The sequence below is a fragment of the Paenibacillus sp. PK3_47 genome (assembly GCF_023520895.1).
Classification (GTDB): Bacteria; Bacillota; Bacilli; order Paenibacillales; family Paenibacillaceae; genus Paenibacillus_AQ.
In genome coordinates, this window is the sequence record NZ_CP026029.1 from 4,027,777 (window position 1) to 4,050,417 (window position 22,641).

20 protein-coding genes are annotated in these 22,641 nt (G+C 49.8%); 17 read left to right on the forward strand and 3 right to left on the reverse strand.

Annotated elements, in window-relative coordinates:
- The first annotated feature begins 56 nt into the window (after positions 1–56).
- The gene (locus tag C2I18_RS17940) at positions 57–527 is read left to right on the forward strand and encodes an A24 family peptidase (protein ID WP_249897111.1); all 471 of its coding nucleotides are present in this window, start codon (positions 57–59) and stop codon (positions 525–527) included.
- A 15-nt stretch (positions 528–542) separates the two neighbouring features.
- Positions 543–2,192, forward strand: coding sequence for a DUF6382 and FHA domain-containing protein (locus C2I18_RS17945; RefSeq protein WP_249897112.1), 1,650 nt, complete (start codon positions 543–545; stop codon positions 2,190–2,192).
- Positions 2,193–2,228: 36 nt separating this feature from the next.
- Here C2I18_RS17945 and C2I18_RS17950 read toward each other — a convergent pair whose 3' ends face one another.
- Both C2I18_RS17950 and C2I18_RS17955 read right to left on the reverse strand, forming a co-directional pair.
- A complete protein-coding gene (locus C2I18_RS17950) occupies positions 2,229–3,131 on the reverse strand; it encodes a TIGR01777 family oxidoreductase (protein ID WP_249897113.1) in 903 nt (300 codons plus the stop codon).
- A gap of 26 nt (positions 3,132–3,157) precedes the next feature.
- Positions 3,158–3,622, reverse strand: a complete 465-nt coding sequence (locus C2I18_RS17955) for a DUF2621 domain-containing protein (RefSeq protein WP_249897114.1) — start codon at positions 3,620–3,622, stop codon at positions 3,158–3,160.
- A 171-nt stretch (positions 3,623–3,793) separates the two neighbouring features.
- Here C2I18_RS17955 and C2I18_RS17960 point away from each other — a divergent pair, with 171 nt between their 5' ends.
- From C2I18_RS17960 to C2I18_RS18025, 14 genes are all read left to right on the forward strand, one after another.
- Positions 3,794–4,924 (forward strand): deoxyribonuclease IV, encoded by a 1,131-nt coding sequence (locus C2I18_RS17960; RefSeq protein WP_249897115.1) that lies wholly within the window; start codon positions 3,794–3,796, stop codon positions 4,922–4,924.
- A 47-nt stretch (positions 4,925–4,971) separates the two neighbouring features.
- A complete protein-coding gene (gene purU / locus C2I18_RS17965; RefSeq protein ID WP_249897116.1) occupies positions 4,972–5,868 on the forward strand; it encodes a formyltetrahydrofolate deformylase in 897 nt (298 codons plus the stop codon).
- Between the two features lie 241 nt (positions 5,869–6,109).
- Positions 6,110–6,895 (forward strand): hypothetical protein, encoded by a 786-nt coding sequence (locus tag C2I18_RS17970; RefSeq protein WP_249897117.1) that lies wholly within the window; start codon positions 6,110–6,112, stop codon positions 6,893–6,895.
- An 18-nt stretch (positions 6,896–6,913) separates the two neighbouring features.
- Positions 6,914–7,978 carry a CpaE/TadZ family protein gene (locus C2I18_RS17975; protein WP_249897118.1) on the forward strand — a complete coding sequence of 355 codons (1,065 nt, stop codon included), beginning with the start codon at positions 6,914–6,916 and terminating at the stop codon, positions 7,976–7,978.
- Entirely contained in the window at positions 7,975–9,417 is a 1,443-nt protein-coding gene (locus C2I18_RS17980; protein ID WP_249897119.1) for a P-loop NTPase family protein, read from the forward strand. Before C2I18_RS17975 ends, C2I18_RS17980 begins: the two co-directional genes overlap by 4 nt.
- Positions 9,418–9,430: 13 nt before the next feature.
- Positions 9,431–10,480: a hypothetical protein gene (locus C2I18_RS17985; protein ID WP_249897120.1), complete on the forward strand. Its 1,050-nt coding sequence runs from the start codon at positions 9,431–9,433 to the stop codon at positions 10,478–10,480.
- A 10-nt stretch (positions 10,481–10,490) separates the two neighbouring features.
- Positions 10,491–11,360, forward strand: coding sequence for a hypothetical protein (locus C2I18_RS17990; RefSeq protein ID WP_249897121.1), 870 nt, complete (start codon positions 10,491–10,493; stop codon positions 11,358–11,360).
- Positions 11,361–11,419: 59 nt separating this feature from the next.
- Positions 11,420–11,629 (forward strand): hypothetical protein, encoded by a 210-nt coding sequence (locus tag C2I18_RS17995; RefSeq protein ID WP_249897122.1) that lies wholly within the window; start codon positions 11,420–11,422, stop codon positions 11,627–11,629.
- Positions 11,630–11,635: 6 nt separating this feature from the next.
- Positions 11,636–11,779, forward strand: coding sequence for a hypothetical protein (locus tag C2I18_RS18000; RefSeq protein WP_249897123.1), 144 nt, complete (start codon positions 11,636–11,638; stop codon positions 11,777–11,779).
- A 15-nt stretch (positions 11,780–11,794) separates the two neighbouring features.
- The gene (locus C2I18_RS18005) at positions 11,795–12,175 is read left to right on the forward strand and encodes a hypothetical protein (RefSeq protein WP_249897124.1); all 381 of its coding nucleotides are present in this window, start codon (positions 11,795–11,797) and stop codon (positions 12,173–12,175) included.
- Between the two features lie 20 nt (positions 12,176–12,195).
- Positions 12,196–12,693: a hypothetical protein gene (locus C2I18_RS18010; RefSeq protein ID WP_249897125.1), complete on the forward strand. Its 498-nt coding sequence runs from the start codon at positions 12,196–12,198 to the stop codon at positions 12,691–12,693.
- 25 nt (positions 12,694–12,718) lie between these two features.
- Positions 12,719–13,366, forward strand: a complete 648-nt coding sequence (locus tag C2I18_RS18015) for a hypothetical protein (protein WP_249897126.1) — start codon at positions 12,719–12,721, stop codon at positions 13,364–13,366.
- Positions 13,363–15,642 (forward strand): hypothetical protein, encoded by a 2,280-nt coding sequence (locus tag C2I18_RS18020; protein ID WP_249897127.1) that lies wholly within the window; start codon positions 13,363–13,365, stop codon positions 15,640–15,642. The genes C2I18_RS18015 and C2I18_RS18020 overlap by 4 nt, the downstream gene beginning before the upstream one ends.
- A 32-nt stretch (positions 15,643–15,674) precedes the next feature.
- A complete protein-coding gene (locus C2I18_RS18025) occupies positions 15,675–19,553 on the forward strand; it encodes a hypothetical protein (protein WP_249897128.1) in 3,879 nt (1,292 codons plus the stop codon).
- Between the two features lie 99 nt (positions 19,554–19,652).
- Here C2I18_RS18025 and C2I18_RS18030 read toward each other — a convergent pair whose 3' ends face one another.
- Positions 19,653–20,297: a hypothetical protein gene (locus C2I18_RS18030; RefSeq protein WP_249897129.1), complete on the reverse strand. Its 645-nt coding sequence runs from the start codon at positions 20,295–20,297 to the stop codon at positions 19,653–19,655.
- Positions 20,298–20,559: 262 nt separating this feature from the next.
- Between C2I18_RS18030 and tkt the strand changes: the two genes are divergently transcribed.
- On the forward strand, positions 20,560–22,608 hold the full coding sequence (gene tkt, locus C2I18_RS18035; RefSeq protein WP_249897130.1) for a transketolase: 2,049 nt from the start codon (positions 20,560–20,562) through the stop codon (positions 22,606–22,608).
- Positions 22,609–22,641 lie beyond the last annotated feature (33 nt).

Consider the following 22,641-nt stretch of genomic DNA (forward strand, 5'->3'; position numbering starts at 1 on the left):
AAGAGGCGGTACGTATGGCGGATTGGGCCTTTTGGGGATGTTCGCTATTCCTGTTGATGGCTTTGATTACAGATACCCGGCGGATGAAGATACCGAACATGATCACACTTCCGGCACTGGTTTCAGGAATACTTGTACAGATAATGATCAAGGGGCTGGACGGGCTGATATTTGCTGCCTGCGGAGCAGGGACGGGCTTCATATTATTGTTGATTATGTATGTGATAGGAGCAGTCGGCGCGGGAGATGTTAAGCTGTTCGCCGGAATCGGAGCCTGGATGGGGTTCATATTCACTTTGCAGGCCATTATGTATTCTATACTGTTCGGTGCAGTGATCGGTTGGATCATTGTGCTTGGCAAAGGGGAAGCCGGAAACAGACTGCGAAGTATCGCCGGCAGGACCGGAGGATTTCTGCTGCTCCGCAAGTTCAGTCTGCAGAAGGGGAATAGCGGGACCGGCCTCCTTAGGTTTCCTTTTATGCTGGCTGTTGTGCCCGGATTTATCTGTACATATTTATATTTGTAGATGGGGAGGGAAGCAATGGTGTTCGGACTGAGCCGTGATTTTATCCAGCAGGACGGCATTTCCATGCTGCTGGGCAAACCGGATGGCCTGCCGGCAGAGGAGCTTAATATGGTGCAGGCCCGCATGCTGATGAACAGCGGCATTCCGTATCATGTACGGCTGCTGCTCAGGGAAATAGATCTGGATGTGACGCTGGAGTATGCTGTGTCCCGCCGCAGGATGCTCAGCCATCTTCTGAAAAGTGAAAGGCTGACGATGAATGATTTCTTCGGCCTGCTGCTGCAGATTGTTCAGGGGATGGAAGAAGGCAGGCTGTATATGCTGCGTCCGGAGCGGTATGCGCTGCATGAGGATTATATTTTTGTTGAAGGGCCGCTCAGCAGCTGCAAGGTGTATCTGACCTACATTCCGCTGGATTCCGTACCGTCTGAATCAGCAGCCGGGGCAAACATGCGGTTTCTGATTATGGTGCTTATGGCCTCGGTAACAGAGCTTTCCGGCAACGGGATACAGCGGCTGCTGCAATACTGCGGTAAGGAGGATTTTACTCCGGGAGGATTAAAGGAGCTGCTCTCTGAACTGTTGACCGGAGGAGACGGCATCAGAAGAAGTATGGGATCCGGCGATTCCCGCATGGCTGCACCGTTGATTCAAGCAGCACCTCCGGGCACGGGGACAACAGTGCAAGACCAGGACAGCCCAAGGCTGGTACCGGGACCGCAGGCTCCGCCCCGGGAGCCGCTGCACCGGGAAATCCTCCAGAATGAAATCCCGTGGACAAGGTCCTACCCGAAGCTGAGGCTAAGGGATGAAGAAGCCCAAAAGGAGCAGAGCAGCACGGCTGATGCAGATGAAGCTGATTCACCGTCTTCTGCCTATCGAACTTATGTAATGCTGGGAGGTGTTCTGGCAGATGCCTTGCTCTGGAAGTTTCTTTATCTGGATCGTCCGACAACGTTATGGCTGGCAGTCTGTGCGGCAGTGACCTTGATACTGGCAGTGCTGTGCTTGCTGATCTGGACCGGAAAAATAACTACCGGAAGGGATGGTGAGGAGGAAGAGGCGGATATGGAGGCGGCTATACAGGAGAAGAGAGTAAAACCGCGCCGTGAGCTGGAATGGGACTTTGGAAAACATGCAATCCAACCGGTCCGGCCGTCTGCAGCGCAAAAAACAGATCAAGTTCCGTCAGCGCCTGCAGTACCGGGGTTCAGCAATAACCGGGAGCAGCGCTTTCCGGGAGAGAATGGACAAGAGCTGCGTCATACTAACCAGCCGCTGGCTGATGCGGCAACAACGCTGCTCCCCCGCGAGGATACATCCGGAATAGAACGGGACGGCCGGCAGGCAGCACGAACAGCGCCGTATCTTGAAAGATGCCAGGATGACGGAAGCGGTGCAGCTGAGAAAATAGAACTGAACCGTCCCAGCTTCATTATCGGCCGCTCCCCGGAGGTTGCCCAGTATGTAGAGCCGTCTGAAGGAGCATCCAGAGTACATGCGGAAATTTCCAAAAGCCATGTCGGTTATATTCTGAAAGATCTGGATTCGAGAAACGGTACCCTGTATGAGGGGGAAGCGATGGTTCCCTACAAGGAATATCCGCTTACTGAAGGGGCTGTATTCACGATTGTAAAAGGGTGTTATACCTTCCGCTCCGCCTGAAGGAGAACGAATGACGGATTGATACAGGCCGCCTGCTCACTCTGATTTCAGCTGTTCCAGAGCAGGCTGCAAAGTCGGGTAAGTGAAGGTAAAGCCTTCATTTACTGCTTTGGACGGAAGGACACGCTGGCCCTGCAGCAAAATCTCGGACAGCTCTCCTACTGCCGCTTTCAGCAGAACTCCCGGAAGCGGGAACCAGTGCGGCCGATGGTATACTTTGCCGATCATCCTGCCGAACTGTTCATTGGTAACGGGATTTGGAGCTGTTGCATTGACCGGGCCTTCGACAGCCGGATTCTGCACACAGAAATCAATCAGCCGGACAATGTCGGACAGGTGAATCCATGACAGCCACTGCTTGCCGCTCCCGATTTTGCCGCCGACTCCGAGGGAATATGGCAGCTTCATCTTAGGAAAAGCACCGCTGTCATTTCCCAGAACCACGCCGGTACGCAGCTTGACCAGTCTTACATTGCGGTATGACTCATCAGCAGTCGATTCCCATACTTTAACCACTTCTGACGGGAAATCAACGACCCTGGCAGGTGAGGCTTCGTCAAAGGTATCCTTCAACGAAGTGCCGTAAATCGCAACAGCGGAGGCCTGAATGATCACAGCAGGCTTATGGTGCAGGTCATCTGCCAGCTTAGCGGCAGCAGCGACGGTTTGGAGCCGGGATTCCATAATTGCCTTCTTGCCTGCGGAAGTCCAGCGCTGGCTCAGCGAGGCTCCGGCGAGGTTGACCAGTGCATCCGCACCTTCAGCTGCTGCGGGATTGGCAGCCAGATTGTCCCAGGTAAAGTAAGAGAGTCCGGGATGATCCTGCTTGTCTTCGGGAATTTTGCGGCCGACGACGATGATCTGGTGGCCGGCAGCCAGCCAGTATTCTGTAAGCTCACGGCCGATAAAGCCGCTGCCGCCGCAGATAATATATTTCATAAAGCCACTCCTGTCGGTTCAGGCGATTATTTGATTAAATGACGATATGGTGAGTAGTCGATGCCGTTTTTCTCCAGAAAAGAAACAAGAAACCGGTTATCGCGGCGCGGGGTTGCTACAATATAGCCCTCGATGCAGTGCTCGCGTGTCACCGCTGATGCGTTGCTTTCCACGGCGATTTTGCCGATCTCGGCCGCAATGGAATGCTTGGCAATATCACGAAAAGGGCCGGGGACAGGCTGTACAAGCTGGTCCAGAAAAGCTTTGGATTCATCAGTCCATAAGGGCCGGCTGCGTTCCACCCAGTAGTTTTGCCAATCCAGCTTGGATTTCCCGTCAGCCTTGGGCAGAACCTTGAGGAACTTGCGGAACATAAAAAAGCCGCCGATGCACATGCAGCCAAGCAGCAAAAAAGTCCAGAATGCGATGGTGTTCATGAACCAGCTGCTAGGTCCTGCCGATAACAGGCTAAACTCTGATCTAAAAAACATGCATTACACCGCCTTTGACAATGATGATTGTCACATACTTTCTGTTCATCTAAAGTATATCCGATTTGCAGCCTTTTGCGAAGCCGGAGGGTATATCCTCGGCTTGCCTAGATTTATTTTCCCGATCACGGTAGAATAGTGGTTAATTCGTGAATGAAAAGAGGGAAAAGCATGCTGAAAATAGGTTCACATGTGTCTTGCGCGGACAAGGGTCTTCTAAGCGCGGCCAATGAAGCAAATGAGTATGGTTCCAGCTCATTTATGATATATACAGGAGCACCTCAGAATACACGCCGCAAGCCGATTGAATCGATGTTCCCCGAAGAAGGGAAACTGGCGATGAAGACGAACGGAGTGGAGGAAATTGTTGTACATGCTCCGTACATTATCAATCTGGGTTCTTATAAGGACAACACTTATCAATTGGCGGTTGATTTTCTCCAGGAGGAAATCCGCCGTACCCACGCGCTGGGAGTTAAGCATATTGTGCTTCATCCGGGTGCATATACAGATAAGGATGCGGAATACGGTATCCAGCGGATTGCCGACGGATTAAATGAAGTGCTTGGCGGCACAAATGAGACGGAGGTACACATCGCACTGGAAACTATGGCCGGCAAAGGTACCGAAATCGGCCGCAGCTTTGAGGAGATTGCTTCGATCATTGATAAGGTTGTACATAATGAGCGCTTATCCATTTGTCTGGATACCTGCCACATTCATGATGCCGGATATGATATCGTTGGCGATCTGGACGGCGTGCTGCGCAAGTTCGATGAGGTCATCGGCCTGAAGCGTCTGGGTGTTATACACATCAATGACAGCAAAAACCCGCGCGGCGCAGGCAAAGACCGTCATACTCCCATCGGGACTGGCTGGATCGGGTTCGATACAATCAACAAAGTGGTCCATCATGAGCTGCTTGCAGACCTGCCGTTTATTCTGGAGACACCTTGGATCGGCAAGGATGCAAAGAAGGTGCGCCCGATGTATGAAGTGGAGATCGCACTGCTGCGCGGTAATGTAGCTGAACGGTTCGGTGCAGAATTCCTTAATGATGTAGAGGAGCTTCATACCTTCTTTGCCAAGCAGGATATCGCAGATTCCCGCAAGTATGTTCTTGATGTATGGGAGCTGCTGAAGAATGATGCCAAAGCCAAAAAAGCAGACCCGCGTGAACCGATGGAACGTCTCTACGACAGTGTTCTTGAAGCCAATTTGTTCCCGCAGCTTAGCGAAGAAGCCGTAAATCAGCGTCTGATCGCCATGCTGGCAGGCAAAGAGGCACTCGTTAAAGCCTAGGCTACACTACAGATTGCGCAAGCAGATGAGAGGATGGACGAAGGAAAATGGAAGTACATGTGAAAAGAGATCATTCATCAGGCGGTCAATACCCGAACCGGGCACGGATGCTCATTTCTTGTCCGGATGGACCGGGCATTGTCGCAGCTGTTTCAGATTTTCTGTATCAGCACGGCGCCAACATTGTGCAATCGGATCAATATACAATGGACCCCGAGGGCGGCATGTTTTTTATGAGAGTGGAGTTTGACCTGCCGAAGCTGGATGAGCGGCTGGAGGAGGTTCGCACTGTTTTCGGCGGAGTAGCCGAGCGGTTTAAGATGGACTGGCAAATCTTCAATGTGAGCCATAAGAAGAGACTGGCGATATTTGTTTCCAAGGAGGACCATTGCCTTGTCGAGCTGCTCTGGCAGTGGCAGGCGGGCGATCTGGATGCGGATATTGCGCTCGTAGTCAGCAACCATACGGATATGCAGGCCTATGTCGAGTCCTTCGGCATTCCGTTCCATCATATTCCGGTCACTGCCGATACCAAGCCGGAAGCCGAAAAACGCCAGCTTGAAGTCATCGGTGACGATATCGATGTCATTATTCTGGCGCGGTACATGCAGATTATCTCACCGTCGTTCATTGAGCACTACCGTCACCGGATTATCAACATTCACCACTCATTCCTTCCAGCCTTTGTCGGCGGTAAGCCTTATGCCCAGGCCTATCAGCGCGGGGTGAAGATTATCGGCGCAACTGCCCATTATGTTACTGAAGAGCTGGATGGAGGCCCTATTATTGAGCAGGACGTGCAGCGGGTCAGCCACAGCGATGATGTGAACGAACTGAAGCGCATCGGACGTACCATTGAGCGGGTTGTACTCGCCCGTGCAGTGAAATGGCATATCGAGGACAGAATTCTCGTACACCATAACAAAACAGTAGTTTTTAATTAATATCCTTCCTGTGGAGGCCGGCAGCTTTTTCCCTTTAATGGAGCATGCCTGCCGGTTTCTGCCGGAAACCTTCTTCCGCCGGGAGTCCCGTTCCCGCAGTAACCTCAAGATGTATCCCTCACTTTCCAATTCCATATTTTTGTTTAATCAGGTGAAAAAGCATTTTACCAGCATTTTGGCTACGTCTGCCAAAGTGCATTTTGTCATGCGCAAAACACCTTATTTAAAGGAGGTAAAAAGCTTGGCTTCACAAAGGGGAAATCTGCTTAAGCGCAATTATATCTTCGCTTTTCTTATTTTGCTAACCGGCTTCGGCGGACTGCTGGGCTATGATCTGTATTTCAAACCGTATGTCCTGTCACAGACTGTGGTCAAAATCAAAGCAGCTGACGGAAGCTTTCTGCCCAAAAATTATGAACTTAAGCCGGGTGACCTTTATCTGGATTCGGTTCAGACAAAGGATGTGCCCTCAGGCGTAATTACAGCCATAAGCCAGGTCGAGCGCAAAATTACGAATGTTAATCTGATGGACGGCAGTATTTTGACAGAATCGCTGGTGGATGTCAGTGACCTGGAGCCTCAGCAGGATGAGGGGATTTTTCCGATACCCAAAGAAGCAATCTACGCTATTAACGGTTCACTCCGCAGCCGGGATAAGGTGGATATTTATCTGGTGGAAGGTGAAGAGCAGAATGACGGCAGAACAAGCGGCAAATTTGCAGCTGAACCTGGCGTTGATGGCAGTGGTGCCGGTGCAACTGTTTCTTCTCCGGCAGACACTGCGCCTGATGAAATCCAGCCAGCCGGGCCTGCCCGCAAAGTATTTCTGACCGGCGTTACCGTAAATTATGTGCGGACAGAAGACAACAATGATGTGCTGGATTCCGAGCATGGCAATACCAATAACCGGTTCACTTCCACAGGCAAGGTTGCGGCTCCTGAACTGAAGCTGAAGAAAAGCGAAGGAGAGCTGCTGGGCGAGGTTCTGGAGCAGGGCAAAAAGCTGTGGATCGTACGGGTGGAATAGAGAGGAGGGATAACGCCAATGAAGATTTTCAGCCTTGGAATGGACCAACTGACAATCAATGAGATTAAGCTGGCCGGATATACAGTGGTTACACAGAATGTTTTGCCGGAACCCGGGCATGCCGATGGCCATATACTGATGGTTACGAGCGAGCAGGTACCTGTTATCACCCTGAACGAGCTCAGGCACACGTACCCGGACTCCATAATCCTGTATATCTATCTGCAAAAAGGAGTGCGCGGCTATCAGGCTGTACATATGCTGTGTGAGAACCTGGGAATATATTTTATCCCGCCCCGTTCAACGTCTTCGGCAATCATAGAGAAACTGCGCTATGTTCTGGAGGAAGAATATGAGGAGCGCAGCAATGTCGTCGGCTTTTTCGGCTCAGGCCCGGGCATCGGCTGCACCAGTGTAGCCAAGCTGTTCGCACGGAGAATCGCGGCTGCAGGACTGCGGGTGATCGTTCTGGGACTGGATTTGTATGATCCCGGCTGCGACCGCAAAACAACCGTAAGTCTGGACACGCTGCGGCCGCGCTTAACCGGAAAAATGCTTCATCCCGGGGATTTCGCAAGCTTTCTCCAGCAGGAAGGTTACTTCTATCTGCCGGGAAATTACGATTACCTGAGTGTTCAGGATTATCAGGAGGAGGAAATCGAATATCTGCTTGCCGAGGCCGGGAAAAATAGCGATGTCGTTATTGCGGATTTCGGTTCGATCCCGGAGAGTGCCGCCTGGTATGTGGGGATGCAAAAGTCAGCCCTCCGCATGATCGTGACTCATCCAAGGCATGAATACCGGCTTCAGGCGCTGCTGGAGCTTGCCGGTCATATGGATCTGCATCCTCCGGACTTTCAGTGGATCATTAACCGCAGCAATGCGGAGGAAATGACTTCTCCCAAAAATCTGGCGCTGCGCTTCGGAAGCGAGATTCTGCTGGAGCTCCCTTACTATCAGCCTTTTCAGGAGAGCCTGCCGCTCGGCAAAAAGGAACTGCACAGTGTAGATGACAAGGTTCACGCACTATTGGTGTCACTCGGTATCGTACAGGAAATCCGCAAGAGGGGGATCTTTCAATGACGCTGATCGATTGCCGCCGGCCTTTTTCGCTCAAAGAGAGTATCCTGCGCACCAGCAAGCCGGGAAAGGAAGATTTCTATGCCTTTTTGCAAAAAATGAAAAGCGATATGAATGCCGGACTGGAGCGTGAAGAAGAAAGCTACTTCGGGCTGAATGCCAAAGCATTGGTTGGCGATCCGCAGGCAGTAAGCTTTTTTATGAACGAAATCGAGAAATATTTGCGCAAAACACCCTTCACCGGCAAGGTGCCGGAGGCCTACCGGACAGCTGCAGAGGCCCTTTTTCACGAATGGAAAGGATTTGGACCGGCTTACCGCTGGTTCACCGACCGTGCGTACAGCGAGTCTACGGGGCTGCAAATGATCGGCAAACAGATTTTTTATAACCACCGCGGCAAATTTGTCGCCTATCCTTATGAGATGCCCTCGCTGGACCGGGTCGAGCAGCTGAAACGCTCCCTCCTCAAAAGCGATCCCAACAAAAAGCTGAACAAGGACAATCCTTCCGTAGAGTTCAAAATGGATGATCCGCTGTGGCCCGGCCGCTTTATCCGGCTTGCAATCTGGGTGTCGCCGCGGGTGTGGGACGGCTTTACCACGATATCCATGCGGCGGCAGGTGGTGGAGTTTCTGGATCTGGAGGATCAGGCCGGTACGGAGTGTATCCCTGCTGAAGCGATTGAGCTGATCCGCGCCCTCGCAGGCACGTTCCGCAATACGATCATTGCCGGGGCAGTGGGCTCTGGCAAAACCACCTTTGCCAACACGATTGTAGGCGAGCAGCTGCTTGGTTCGTCCTCCTGCATGGGTGTAGTGATGATTGAGAAGCATCCGGAGTCGATTTTGCCGTACCAGATCAAGGGGCACAGGATCATACCGATTCAGGCCGCGAATGAAGAGCTGATGGAGGTAGGCGTGGAATCGCTGCGTCATGACCCGAACATTCTCTACATGACAGAGATGAGATACAACGAATGGGAATTTTATCTCTGGAGCGGAGAGAAGGGCTATGACGGGATTACCGGCACCTTTCACACTGTTGATTCAGAGGATATTCCATACCAGGGCGCTTTTGCGGTATCTACCCGGATCGGCGGCAGTCTTAAAGGGCATCTAATCTCTGCGCTGAAGTCATGCGAGCTGGTATTTATTCTGGAAAGTGTGGCTGACGGCAAAAAACGGCTGGCACGGATTTCCGAGGTTTTTTATGAAGAAAGCAGCAATTCGGTATTCGCCAATGATCTGATGCGCTGGGAGAATGAACAGTCTTCGTGGAGTTATAACGACAAGCTGACACCGGCACTGATGACAAAAATGCGCAAGAAAAATGCCCCGGCGGCGCGTACCCTCCTGCAGGAGCTCGGTCATCTGGCTGCACTGAAACCGATGGCAGAGCCGCTGAAGGAAAGCCTGAAGTCGAAAATTGTACTGAACGAATGAGGAGGCGGGAGGTTTGGAGCTAGTCTTTTATATCATCCGCCTTGGCCTTCATTTATTGGTTGTGCTGGGACTCTGGCTGATGACAAAACCGCTGATCGAGACGCATCTCCGGCATTTGGGGCAAAAGATTGATTTTCGGATGAAGCTCAGAAAAAGTATTGTCGGCCAGCGGGTCAGTAGGATCCAAAAAAAGATGTGGCTGTACCGGCATCTGGATGACCTGCTTTATTTTGCACAACGGAACTATGAGCCCGGAATCAGTGTCATGCGCTTTGCAATGCGATCAGGATTTCTGTTGCTGGCAGTATTCCTCTCCAGTCTGCTGACACTGAAAGAGCTGCCGGGGCAGCTGAGCTTTGAAAATCCTTTTCTGGAGGGGATCAGCTTTAGCGGGCGGGAGAATGTAGAGGGGGCCTGGCGGCTTCCGCTGTTTCTGGCGGTGATCGCGGCAAGCATTCCTTATCTGCGGATGAGATACGTCTACGCACAGCGCAAGGTACGCGGGAGCTATGACCTGCTTGATGTAATCAAAATCGCGGCCAAATTCACACATCTGTCGGTGGATGCTGTTTTGTCCAGAACGACAGACTTCCTGACAGAAGATAATGTGCTGAAAGCTCCCCTCAGACTGCTCGGCGCGGCGTTTGCCAATTACAGCAATGAAATGGAACTGAATGAGGAGGCGGAAAGATTTACGGCGGCGATCGGAACTACCTTTGCGGTGGAATTTGTAGCGGATTTGCTGTACTGCGAGAAGGAAGGCACCAGATATCTCAAAAGCTCTCTGCTGACACTGAACCGCTCCATGGAGCAGCAGCGCGAGACGATTATGACGGTAAAAGCGGGCAGCAGGGATGCGATCAGCCTTGGCCTGTATGGGAATTTAGTCGTATTAGTCTCCTCTGTCGGGACATTTATGTTCATGCTGAAGCCGGATGTCTATTTTAAACTGCAGTTTGAGACCCCTGTCGGATTGGCTTTTTTCATGGTAATTATATTCGGGCTATTTGTTTCTTTTATAATCAGTACGATTCTGGCCAGGCCCAAACTGGACTACCACTAAGGTGATGACTATGGAGAGAGTATTGCTGCTGATTGCAGTAGCTGGAGTTGTGTATCTTTCGTTATTGGTTTTTGTGAGCACCAGCAGCAGGCAGGAACGTTATTTCGCCAGGCTCGGGGTAAAATGGCGTCAGCTCGGCGAGCGTGTCCAGAATGAGCGGCTGCAGCAGCTTTTAAATCAAAGCGGTCTTTCGGTAGCAGCAGGCAAAATCACCTTGTTCCGCTACTCGGCTGCAGGGATTTATCTGGCGGTTCAGGTCACCGGTAATTTTATCCGGGCGGCACCTTTTTCCATTTTTGATCTCCTGATTACCGTGCTGATTCTCTTGCTGACAAGCCCGCAGCGTTATCTTCCCTTTGGCTGGCTGCTGGCCTGGCTGCATCAAAAGACGCTGATCCAAAAAGACGGCGAGCTGATCTCCTTTATCCGTCTCTATGAGAATAACCGGCTGCGTAAGCGGGGATATGTTCAATTCGGTGCCTTTTGTGCCGGGACAGCCAGCCATTTTCAGTATATCCGTCAGGATCTGTATGAGCTGTCCGAGCGGGCTGTTGATGAGGGGACGGAGCGGGCGATTGAATGGTTTTGCGGTAAGTTTCCGGCGGGACATGCTTTTATTAACGACATCCGTTCAATTCTGCTGGCAACCGAAGGGATGGATGATGATACCGAAGCGGCGAATTATTTGCGTGAGCAGGGGAAGATCATCACCAAGATATCCAGCGATCAATATTTAAAAAAATGGTCCTTCATCGGTGACATATCGACCATTATCAACGTCATTCCGTCCATCGCAACCTTCCTGATGATTGTCTCGCTGGCAATGCAGTACATCATGCTGATCAAAGGGAACTTTAACGGGGTGGGGATGTTTCAGTGAAACTTTTTATATATTCAAACATCCATTAAAAATATAGAATTAAAAGGGAGATATTGACAATGAAAAAAGACGCTATTTCTACAGGCCTGTTTATCGCTATCGGCTTTCTCTGTGTAGCTATTGTAATTGCTATTCTCGTTCCTGTCGTCCGTGATGTAATCAACGATGCAGATGATAACAGACCTCTGATCCCCAGTGTAAGTGAGGCACGGTTATTAGCACCGGTGGATGTTGAGGGCGTTCATGCTCCTTTTAACTCTTTGGTGTAAGCCGGTATGAAAAAAGACTCCATCTCAGTCGCCATGTTTCTGGCCATCGGCTTTGTCATTGCCGGGATATTTATCGCCTCAGCAACGGACATGATCGGCAGCAGCCAGGATGACATCATCACACATACCAAGCAAGTTGAGCAGTACTAAAAGGGGGCGGCGGCCATGAAGGAAACCGTCCTCCGGGCATTATTTATGTGGCTTGTCCTGTTCATTCTCCTGCAGCCTATTTTTACTTACATAGATTATTTACTGGACTTGCAGGTCAAAGCCAACACGTCATATATCACGCAAAAAGCGGCAACAGAGGGGATGGTTACGGCATCCATGAGGGATGAGGTCGTTGCAAATTTGCAGGCTGTCGGGTTTCCCGAAGCTTCCATTCAAATTACAAGCAGTACGTCAGCAATAGTGGAGCGTAAAGAGCGGCTTGATGTGTATATCACCGCGCCGAGACTTAACCTGTTCCCGTACAACTTTTCCGGCATGTCTGGGCCTGCGCATTATTACGGACACGGCTCCATTATGAGCGAATATCTCGACTGACTGAGGGATGAAGCAAATCTATGGATTATATTATTAAGCTGGCTTTTGTGCTGCTGATCTTTATATATTCCTGGTTTTTTCAGATCCAGAATCAGGAATGGGATGTGCAGCGCAGCATGCTGAAGGATGCCAATAACCTGGCGGTCCATGACGCCTCGCAGGAGCTTAACGAAACCGCACGGGCTGAGGGACGTCTGGTTATTGATCCCGTTGAAGCTTATGCCGCTTTCCGGCAGTCGCTTCAGCATAATCTGGGACTGGATGACAGCCTCTCCCCTCTTGCGGGGAGCAGGCTCCAGGCACAGGTGAGGATTGTTAAATTCGATATTGTCGATGAGTCCGAGGGGGTTTCTTTTCCACTTTTGTATGAAGACAGCACTTATGGCATCACCAAATACATACAGGGTCCATCCGTGATCGCCGTCATTGAGACGCAGCACCCGCTGCTCATCTCCAGAACTAAAGTGCAGGAAGCCATCCGGGTGCCGGCCGTCCAGGAGTATAAGATGAACAATTAATTTTTTTATAAAGGGAGAGCTGCAGATGATGAAGAGAATGGGAAAGACAGTACTAGCGACTGCGATGTTGTTCGGGGGAGTGTTGGGGCAGGTAGGGGCAGCGGAAAATGGGAGTCCGGCAGCGAATAAGCCCGCAGCTACAGCAAAGCCTTCAGCTACAGCAAAGCCTACGGCGGCGCCTGTGATGACGGATAATTTGGCAAAGTACGGACTGAAGAAGGAAATAGATCTGCCTGTGACGTTAACCTCGGAGGGATTCAGTTATACGCTTCATAAAATTATGATTTATGATTTTAAGTCAGCGGAGGTAAAGAAGCTGCAGGGGTTGTATGGGTTTCAGGATTCTACTGGAATTATTGATAGACCAAAGTATTTTATATGGACGAAAGTAACTTTGGAGAATAAAACTAAGAAAACTATGCATGGAGGTGGTGGTGATCTTCAAGGTCTTGTACGGTTAAATTTTAAAATAGGGCAAATTTTAGATGCAATGTGGCCGGAAAAGCTAGCCTCAAAAACTAACAGTAAAGAAGCCCTTTGGACCTATACACTTAAACCAGGCGAAAAATTAACATCTTATGTTGCATACGCTTATGATAGTGAATTTGATTATTTTGTTGCCCGTATGTTTTACGGGAAAGACTTCGTTGAAAAGTACGTGGTTTCTGAATGAATAAAATAATCACCTGTATAATCATAATTACGTTGGTTGCTGCCTCTTTATTTGGAGATAAAGAAGCAGTAGCCGCAGAAGTTAAGACGGCTACTATTTCCATACCTGCAAATACAGGATTGATTGGAGATGATAATGCCGCCAAATCATACAGCCTAGATCTACCAAATGGAGTAGATGCTGCTTCAATCAACACAGGGAGTTTCAAATATAGCGGAAATAATCAAGTGAATGGCAGTATTAAACTTGAAAATGGAAAAATAAATATAAAACTTAACGGCATTACAAATACTAAATTAATATCTAATGTTAAAGGGTTTCAAGCATCATACGAATCATATTTCTATACTAATCCTAGTAACTCTATTTGGAGATATTCTGATGGAAGGCGTTGGCAGATTAATGAGTATGATGAAGCAATAAATGGGAGTAAAACATATGATAAGCCTGCGGAGGATGATTATACACCTTCAGCATATCCACCCAGAACCGTTGTGTCAGCTGGGCCTCCTCAAGATACGTCTTATCTTAAATGGTACGATGGATCACAAAATAATGTTATAGATTCAAAATATATTAACACAAGCACTATTATCCCGCATTTTTATTCAAACAAGTCTTCAACTTATATTAAGGAATTTCCTAAATTTAAAAATGGCAGAATAATTGTAAATTATGCTATTCCTTTTTATGTGAACTCAAATGGAGAAACAGTGAAGCAGCCTTATACAAACCAAGCTGCGGACGCATCACACCCTCTTATAGGACATGCCGAAGGAAGAAAATATGAGGTCATAGCTTATTACTACTACACAGCCGATGCCAAAGTCCCAACCTACAGCTACAGCGGCAGCGTATCCTTTAGCTACACGCCAGTAACCGAACCTACCCTGGACGGCAGCGTGAGCATCCTCAAGCCTTCCCCGAATCCCGCCAAGTTTGAGGGGAAGGACACTCCTGTAAGCCTGAAGGTGAAAGGTGAACTTCTGGCTTACAATAATTCCTCTAACATCGAAGAATGGGTGTTTTATGCGAAGGAGACCGGAGCGGGTGACGCGAAGCAAAAGAAGGATTACAGCAAGGTGCTCACCAGCTCGCAAACCTTTGATAACTTTGTCATTCCTGCAAGTAAGGGCAAGAATGTGGAACAAGAGTACACGCTTACCGTCACGGTGCGGTTTGCAAAACCGGTGGTCACCGGAAATGGTTCAGTTTCCTCCTTGTCCAAGACGATGAAAGCGACTGTTGGAGTTTCGGATAATCCTGTTCCGACTGCGCCGCCGGCAGCTAGTAATAAGCCGCCCGTTGCTATCCTTGATGTTTCGGAGGAAGTAAAGGCTGGGGAGGAATTTTTGGTGTACGGTAAGGGATCTTACGATCCGGACGGAAAGATTGTGGATTATCAGTATAGTACACCCGGAGCGATGGAGCCGGTTAGTGGAGAGTTCGGTTTTACATGGTATCCGCTCAGTGCACTGGGGCAGCATTCAGTGAGGCTGACGGTAACGGACAATGGCGGATTGAGCGGATCAACCAGTGCTAAAGTAAATGTTATCCAGCCGACCCCTGTTGCCGCTATTTCCGTAAAAGGTACCAAAAAGCAAAACCGGAAGGTTACTCTGCTTAGCAGCAGCCGGAGTCCGGAGCATTATCCGATTGATGAGACGAAGACGCAGTGGACGATTTCTCCGGTCTCCGGCGGAACAGCCGCAGATATTAAATATCTGGGATCACTCTCTGGAATGAACTCCAAAGATGTGCTGTTCAAGAAACCGGGGACCTACAAGGCTACCCTCACTGTAACCAACACTGCCGGCTTTAGTGACTCCGCGAGTACAACCTTTGAGATTGTGCCGGATGAAGCGCCGGTTGTATATATTTCTGTGCCCAATAAGATCTACCGCGATCCCGGTCAAGGAAATATGGCCAGTGCTGCGCTGACAGATATGTCATTTTCCCCGGATTATGACTTCCTGGACCGGCGTATCTGGGAATACCGGTATGACTCCAATAACGACGGTAATTTCACCGGCGAAGCCTGGGTGATTTTCAGCAATGAGAACAAAAGCGCATTTAATCTGCAGCTGGGAAAAGTCGGGAGGTATGAAATCAGACTTACTGTGATCGAAGAGTTTGATCAGCCGACAATACCGGAACTGGTGACTGAAGCCGACCGGAAATCGGCCGATTCGTACAGCAGTCAACCAGAGCAGCCACTAAATGAACGTGTGATTGAAGTGTATAACCGTGCGCCGGAAGTAGACTGGTCATGGTAGAAGAGGGGAAGGTAACCTGCATGAAAAGCGGGATGAAGCGGTTCATTGTAATAGTTCTTATCACTGCACTCCTTCCCTGGCTGCCTTGGGTGGGATCCGAGACGGAACGTGCGGCGGCGGCGGGAGAACTTCTGGAGTTTAACGATGTTCATATTCCGGCAGTCCAGTTAAATGCAACACGGCCCCGGTCATACGAAGGCGACGTTAACTGGTATGAGGGGTCGATGAAAATCGATTTGCCTGCAGTAGACCTGACAGGTATGACTTACAATAAGGTGACCGGGGAACTGCATATTAACATGAGCAATCTTTATACCCCAACTTCATGGATCGCCATGCGGGAGCCCCTGCCTTTTTATCCTAAGAGCCCAGACAGGGGCTCCAGGTGGACACATGGCTATATTACCGGATATGCCGGAAAGCTTGTGATTACCTTTACGGATGGGACTCAAGAACAAATAGGAAGTGTGGGAGGCGGATCGTTCATCGACAGTGGAAACAATCCTACCTATTTTGATTCCACACGGTTTGCTCCCACAGTTTTTATTCCAAAACGGGTATATTTCGCTCCCCCACACGATGATCAGTATTACACTGACTATGTGTATCTAACGCCTGCTTTTTCGACATATTTGACTGTAGGTAAGACACCTAAATCCATTCAATTTTTACAGTCATTTTCGGACGAATATTGGACAGGAGATGTATGGCAGAACTCAGGCTCTTACCAATGGCACCATGCATACACCGTTAATGATGAGCGGGTATGGCCCTTATCTACGAATAAGAAGCCCAATCTTACCCTGACCTCGCATGCCGGACAAAATATAATTAATGATGCAGGCTTGAGTACTTTTAACGTGGAAGGGTACGTACAGGATCCGGATAACGATACAGTGGATGTCATTGCTGAAATCCCGAATGTATTTTACAAAAAAATTACTTTGGCTAATACGGGTTCGCCCAAAAATTTCTCAATTCCCATTGATGTCTTGTCAGAAGGAATACCGCCAGGACAATATACGGTTACCGTTAAGGTTGTTGATCCATTTAGTATGAAGGCAGAGGCAACCACATCCTTTTCCGTGACGAACCGGCTGAGGAATAAGGCCTTTTTCTTAATTAATACACCGATAGATATTGGCACATCCTATGCCGATTATGAAAATGATCCGAAGTCTGCGGACCGCTACCGTTACGATCAAGATCCGGGCATCTTCGATAATGTCATGGGGCTGATTCCCGATTCCGGGCTGTGGCGCAGCAGCAAGTATACATCCTTTCCGTACTCCGGAGCTTATACAGCTGTCCATCAGGCGAGGGATAATCCGGATTACGATGACCGGTTCGATCATTACCGCCTGTGGAGCCGGGATAACCTGTCCAGTATGACTTTTATGGTCCACCGGAAGCCGGTTGCTCTCTTTACAGCCAAACTGGTTAATGACAGACTGCAGCTTACGGACAGCTCCTATGATCTGGATCATGCGTCCAGCCCCACAAAGGGGCTGGTAACCTGGCAGTGGCAGTACCGTATAAGCGGGGCAGAAACATGGATTGAAGGGCAACCCCCTGCGCAGCTGCCTACGAATGACGCGTATGAAATCCGCCTGCGGGTAAGAGACATGGATGGTCCGTCCGGATTAGGAGTATGGTCTGATTGGCTTCAGCAAACAGTAGGCAGTCCAAGCAATCTTCCGCCGGTTGCCTTGTTTACGGTGGATCACAACACTGTATCGTATCGTAAATCGACCGTTATCACGGACAGATCATACGATCCGGATAATGATCCGCTTGATATCTACAGCTGGGCTGTCATAAAAGACGGCTGGAATACCGTTTGGTCCAGCTATGGAGGTGCAGCCGTACCGCCTAATATTGCCGCCTTTGGGGTGGGCAGCTACCAAATCAACCTGCAGGTTCATGATAACCGGGGCTTGTGGTCGGGTATCTACACGCAATATGTGCAGGTTATGAACCAGCCTCCGGTTGCGAATTTTACAATGCCGAATGAGGTGTACCGTGACACCCTTGTAACGATGAACAATATGACTCCTGATCCGGATGAAGACGGGGATAATCTGACATACTCCTGGAACAGCCGGCTGAATACAGGGCCCTACTACTGGACAGGCGGTAACCGGAACCAGACTGTAAAAATCAAAGATTTGCTGGCACAAAGCGGAATAACGGATAAAGCGGCTATATCGGATGGCTGGGAAATGCGCCTGACCGCGTCTGACGGGAAGCTCAGTTCAAATGCAACACAGATGTTCTCTGTCAAAAACCATATCCCGGCAGCTGCCATATCCGGTGATGCTGCAGCCTATCAATATGATACCAGGACCTTCAGGTCTGCAGATTATGATGAGGATACATCCGATCAATCCAGCCTGAAGTATTACTGGAGAGTAACGGATAGCCGCAGTGGGATCTCTTTGTACCAGACCAAGGACGTGGATATCACTTTTGAAGAATCCGGTGTCTATACGCTGGAACATTGGGCAGTGGATCAAATCGGAGATAAATCGAACATTGCGGCGTTAAAAGTGAACGTTACCCAAAATCTCGCACCATCTATAACACTGACCTCTCCCAAGGGGACAGCAGCAGCGCCTGCGGTCATTGATGCAGAACAGCAGGGAGATCCGCTTATACAGTGGACCTACAATGATCCCGAGAAAGATCCGCAGGAAAAATACCGTTTAGAGTTTTATGACAAGGACGGCCTGTTGGCGAAAGCAGTAGAAAATACCGATCCAGACGGATTGCTCCGGCAGTATCAGCTCCCTAATTTTACGTTTGAACGGTTCAAGTATTATACGGTTTACGGCCGGGCCTATTCCAAACTGTCCTGGTCGGAAATCTCGAATGAGCGGACGTTCATCATCGACAATCCGCCGCAGCCGGGATTTAGCTTAGTGACAGACACGGGCCGCAATGCTGCCCAGGTGCCGGTTTACCGTACAGATACTCTGAACATCAAAGGAACGGGGACGGACGAGGATATCGTGAACGGAGACTCCATTACCTACAAGTACTATCTGAAGCCGGCAGGTGGTACAGAAGGGTTGGCCAGCTCGCAGAGTGACTTCACCAAGCAATTCAGCACCAACGGAATCTTTACACTGCGGCAGGTAGTGACAGACTCGCTTGGCCTGTCCCGGGAGCTCACACGCACGATTACCGTTGCCAACCGTATTCCGGCAGTTAACGTTACCTATCCAGCCAGCAGCAGCTCCGCCAGCCCAACGGTGGTCAGCACACTTACGCCTGTGATGAAGTGGGATTATCAGGATGAGGACGGGGATTTGCAGCAGCGGTTCAAGGTGAGAATCATTAACCTGGTGACAGGAGCGGTTACGGTTCAATCCGGAGAACAGTTATCCGGCGCCAGCCAGTGGCAGGTACCTGCTAATACTTTAGCCGAAAACGAGAAATATGCAGTTGAGGTGGAAGCCTACGACGGCTACAGCTGGAGCAGCGTCTCTCCGCGCAAATATTTCATGGTCAATCTGCTCAGTGTCAAAGGCGGAGTGCAGCATACCGTCGAATGGAATAAAAACCGGCAGGCCTATAATCTCGCCAAAAGCGGAAATGCAGAGAGTCCCCGGGGAATTCATGTGTTCTGGGCGGGGGAGAAGTTTGTGCTGCAGGCGGATGCCACAGGGCTGCCGGATACCATTGAAGTGACGATGGGCGGAGGATACAAGACTGAACTTAGTCCAACCGACAGCAATAGAACCTTATGGACAGGGGAGCTGTACGATCCTGCTTTTGAGAAGCTGCCGGATGGTCCGGTTACCTTTACATTTACAGCGAGGAATGCGTACAACACGAAGACAGATAACGTTACGGTATCCATTATGGGGGATTGGAGCGAATATTATCAGCATCACCGGATAAAATAAAAAGCTGCAGCTGCTGAAATGAAGCGGTACGGAGTAATAGGGTAGGGCAAATTCATAAAAGGTATGCTTAGGCTAACCGAACGGGCTGAGGGCGGATCGTTAGACGATTCCCTCGGTCCGTTCTTCGGTTACTCTCATGATTCGCGCAGCCAGCGCTGCAGTGGTTCCGGACGATCCTTTATGTATGACAGAAGCTGCGTAGGCCGGTCTTTGCACTCTTTGCAAATAATAGGACAGCTTGCCGCTAAAAATTTTATGGGCACACAGTGATGCTGCGAAATCTTCCGGCGTAACGAAGCAGGAGGGCTTAGCCACTGGCCGTAATGCGGTCTCTTCAAATAAGGAAGCTACAAAATGGGAGCAGAAGTAAGCATCCGCCCGGTCGAATTTGACATTCAGCAGCACTCCGATCAGGCCGAGCAGATGATATTTGTAGCGGTCCTGATGCTGCATCATGCTCATCACGTGGTTGTGCATCGTCTCATATTCTTCATCAGTTACTCTGAGCTGATAGATGGCACAGTCCGCATTGTTATAAAAAGGATGGATGAAGTTCTCGCGGATCAGTCCGGCATTAAAAGGATTGTGCACATTTTTACGCCCAAAGCTGTAGACTTCCTGAAGCTCACTGTCAAAGGCAATCGAAGCATGATTCAGCTCAGCTTTTGTGAACCACTTGATTAATCCGCTAAAGGCGGTACCCGTTCCGGTCAGCACAATAAAAATATCTCTTTTTGAAGTCATGTTCTGAATCCCTTCTTTGTTAATATTCGGTGACAATGCCGAATGAAGTACCTCCATCTTACTGTATAATCCAGCTTTGTAAAACAAACTTTAGTCTTAAACCCGACCTGGACTAAAGGCTAAGTCGGAGCAGGCAGCCTGCCTCCATAAGATAGCATGTTTACGCCAAAGCTTCTTCTAAAAAGAATTGGTAAAGCTTCTGCATTAGTGTTACAATAATAGTCAAAATGACATTCTTGATTTCAGAGGAGGATTAATTTTAATGACTGAGCAGGAAAAAGCACAAGCGATCCACAAAGATGAGAATTCCACGGTGGACAACCTGGCGATTACTACGATCCGTACACTGGCTATCGATGCGATTGAAAAAGCAAATTCCGGACACCCTGGTATGCCGATGGGTTCAGCTCCAATGGGCTATCAATTGTTCGCCAAAACAATGAATCATAACCCGGATCACCCGACTTGGGTCAACCGTGACCGTTTTGTGCTGTCTGCAGGACATGGTTCCATGCTGCTGTACAGCTTGCTGCACCTTAGCGGATATGATCTGCCAATGGAAGAATTGAAGCAGTTCCGTCAATGGGGAAGCCTGACTCCGGGTCACCCTGAGTTCGGACACACTGCCGGTGTTGATGCGACTACCGGTCCGCTTGGACAAGGTATCGGTATGGCTGTAGGTATGGCCATGGCTGAAGCCCAGCTGGCAGCAACCTACAATAAAGAAGGACATAATGTCATTGACCACTATACGTATGCTATTTGCGGCGACGGCGATCTGATGGAAGGTATTTCTTCGGAATCCGCTTCCCTGGCCGGACACCTCAAGCTAGGCAAATTGATTGTAATGTACGATTCCAACGATATCTCTCTCGACGGCAAGCTGAACCTTGCTTTCTCCGAGAATGTTGCACAGCGTTTTGAAGCTTACGGCTGGCAGGTACTGCGCGTTGAGGACGGTAATGATCTTCCGGCTCTGGGCCAGGCGATTGCAGATGCACAAGCTGACAGCAGCAAGCCTACCCTGATCGAAGTGAAAACTGTCATCGGATACGGCAGCCCGAACAAACAAGGTAAAGGCGGCCACGGCGGTACTCACGGTTCCCCGCTGGGTGCTGACGAAGCGAAGCTGACCAAGGACTTCTACAAATGGGTATACGAAGAAGACTTCTATGTACCTGATGAAGTGCGTGCACGTTTTGCAGAAGTGAAGGAAAAAGGTATTGCCGCCAACAAAGCATGGGACGAGAAATTTGCAGCTTACAAACAGGCTTATCCTGAGCTTGCAGCACAGTTCGAAACAGCAATCAGCGGCGAGCTTCCAGAGGGCTGGGATGCACAGCTTCCGTTCTTTACAGCTGAAGACAAAGCCGTATCGACCCGCGTGGCTTCCGGTAATGCGCTGAACGGTCTTGCAGCAGGCATTCCGCAGCTCGTAGGCGGTTCTGCTGACCTTGAGAGCTCTACAATGACTCACCTGAAAGGCTTGACCCAATTCACCTCCGAATCCTACGACGGCCGCAACATCTACTTCGGCGTACGTGAATTCGGTATGGCTGCAGCCATGAACGGTATCGCCCTGCACAGCGGTCTAAAAGTATTCGGCGGAACCTTCTTCGTATTCACCGACTACCTGCGTCCGGCTGTACGTCTGGCTTCGATCATGAAGCTGCCTGTAACTTATGTGCTGACTCATGACAGTATTGCTGTCGGTGAAGACGGTCCTACGCATGAGCCGATTGAACAACTGGCTTCCCTGCGCATTATTCCAGGTCTTACTGTGATTCGTCCGGCTGATGCCAACGAAACTTCCGCTGCCTGGGCTTACGCTGTAGAGAACACTTCCAATCCGGTGGCACTGGTGCTTACCCGCCAAAACCTGCCGATTCTTGCAGGCACTGTAGACGGCGTGCGCGAGAACATCAAACGCGGCGGTTATGTTGTATCCGACGCCAAGAACGGCACACCACAAGCACAAATCATTGCTACAGGTTCCGAAGTACAGCTGGCAGTAAAAGCTCAAGCGGCGCTGCTTGAAGAGGGCATCGATGTGCGTGTCATCAGCCTGCCGAGCTGGGATCTGTTCGAGAAACAGGATAAGGCTTACCGCGATTCCGTTATCCTGCCTGAAGTCAAAGCCCGTCTGGCTGTGGAAATGGCCCAAACCTTCGGTTGGGAACGTTACACAGGCGATCAAGGCGATATTCTCGGCATTACGACCTTCGGCGCTTCCGCACCTGGGGATATCGTAATGAAAGAATACGGCTTTACTGTAGAAAATGTAGTCAGCCGCGTTAAAGCGCTGCTATAATACAGTAGTAGTTAAAGACAAGGGGGAGAATAA

Excerpts from the sequence above, each read along its gene's own strand:
- C2I18_RS17990 (WP_249897121.1), top strand. The coding sequence starts at position 10,491 with ATGGAGAGAGTATTGCTGCTGATTGCAGTAGCTGGAGTTGTGTATCTT.
- C2I18_RS17945 (WP_249897112.1), top strand. The coding sequence starts at position 543 with ATGGTGTTCGGACTGAGCCGTGATTTTATCCAGCAGGACGGCATTTCC.
- C2I18_RS17995 (WP_249897122.1), top strand. The coding sequence starts at position 11,420 with ATGAAAAAAGACGCTATTTCTACAGGCCTGTTTATCGCTATCGGCTTT.
- C2I18_RS18005 (WP_249897124.1), top strand. The coding sequence starts at position 11,795 with ATGAAGGAAACCGTCCTCCGGGCATTATTTATGTGGCTTGTCCTGTTC.
- tkt (WP_249897130.1), top strand. The coding sequence starts at position 20,560 with ATGACTGAGCAGGAAAAAGCACAAGCGATCCACAAAGATGAGAATTCC.
- C2I18_RS17940 (WP_249897111.1), top strand. The coding sequence starts at position 57 with ATGGCTTTGATTACAGATACCCGGCGGATGAAGATACCGAACATGATC.
- C2I18_RS18025 (WP_249897128.1), top strand. The coding sequence starts at position 15,675 with ATGAAGCGGTTCATTGTAATAGTTCTTATCACTGCACTCCTTCCCTGG.
- C2I18_RS18015 (WP_249897126.1), top strand. The coding sequence starts at position 12,719 with ATGATGAAGAGAATGGGAAAGACAGTACTAGCGACTGCGATGTTGTTC.
- C2I18_RS17975 (WP_249897118.1), top strand. The coding sequence starts at position 6,914 with ATGAAGATTTTCAGCCTTGGAATGGACCAACTGACAATCAATGAGATT.
- C2I18_RS18020 (WP_249897127.1), top strand. The coding sequence starts at position 13,363 with ATGAATAAAATAATCACCTGTATAATCATAATTACGTTGGTTGCTGCC.
- C2I18_RS18010 (WP_249897125.1), top strand. The coding sequence starts at position 12,196 with ATGGATTATATTATTAAGCTGGCTTTTGTGCTGCTGATCTTTATATAT.
- C2I18_RS17950 (WP_249897113.1), bottom strand. The coding sequence starts at position 3,131 with ATGAAATATATTATCTGCGGCGGCAGCGGCTTTATCGGCCGTGAGCTT.
- C2I18_RS18030 (WP_249897129.1), bottom strand. The coding sequence starts at position 20,297 with ATGACTTCAAAAAGAGATATTTTTATTGTGCTGACCGGAACGGGTACC.
- C2I18_RS17955 (WP_249897114.1), bottom strand. The coding sequence starts at position 3,622 with ATGTTTTTTAGATCAGAGTTTAGCCTGTTATCGGCAGGACCTAGCAGC.
- C2I18_RS18000 (WP_249897123.1), top strand. The coding sequence starts at position 11,636 with ATGAAAAAAGACTCCATCTCAGTCGCCATGTTTCTGGCCATCGGCTTT.
- purU (WP_249897116.1), top strand. The coding sequence starts at position 4,972 with ATGGAAGTACATGTGAAAAGAGATCATTCATCAGGCGGTCAATACCCG.
- C2I18_RS17960 (WP_249897115.1), top strand. The coding sequence starts at position 3,794 with ATGCTGAAAATAGGTTCACATGTGTCTTGCGCGGACAAGGGTCTTCTA.
- C2I18_RS17980 (WP_249897119.1), top strand. The coding sequence starts at position 7,975 with ATGACGCTGATCGATTGCCGCCGGCCTTTTTCGCTCAAAGAGAGTATC.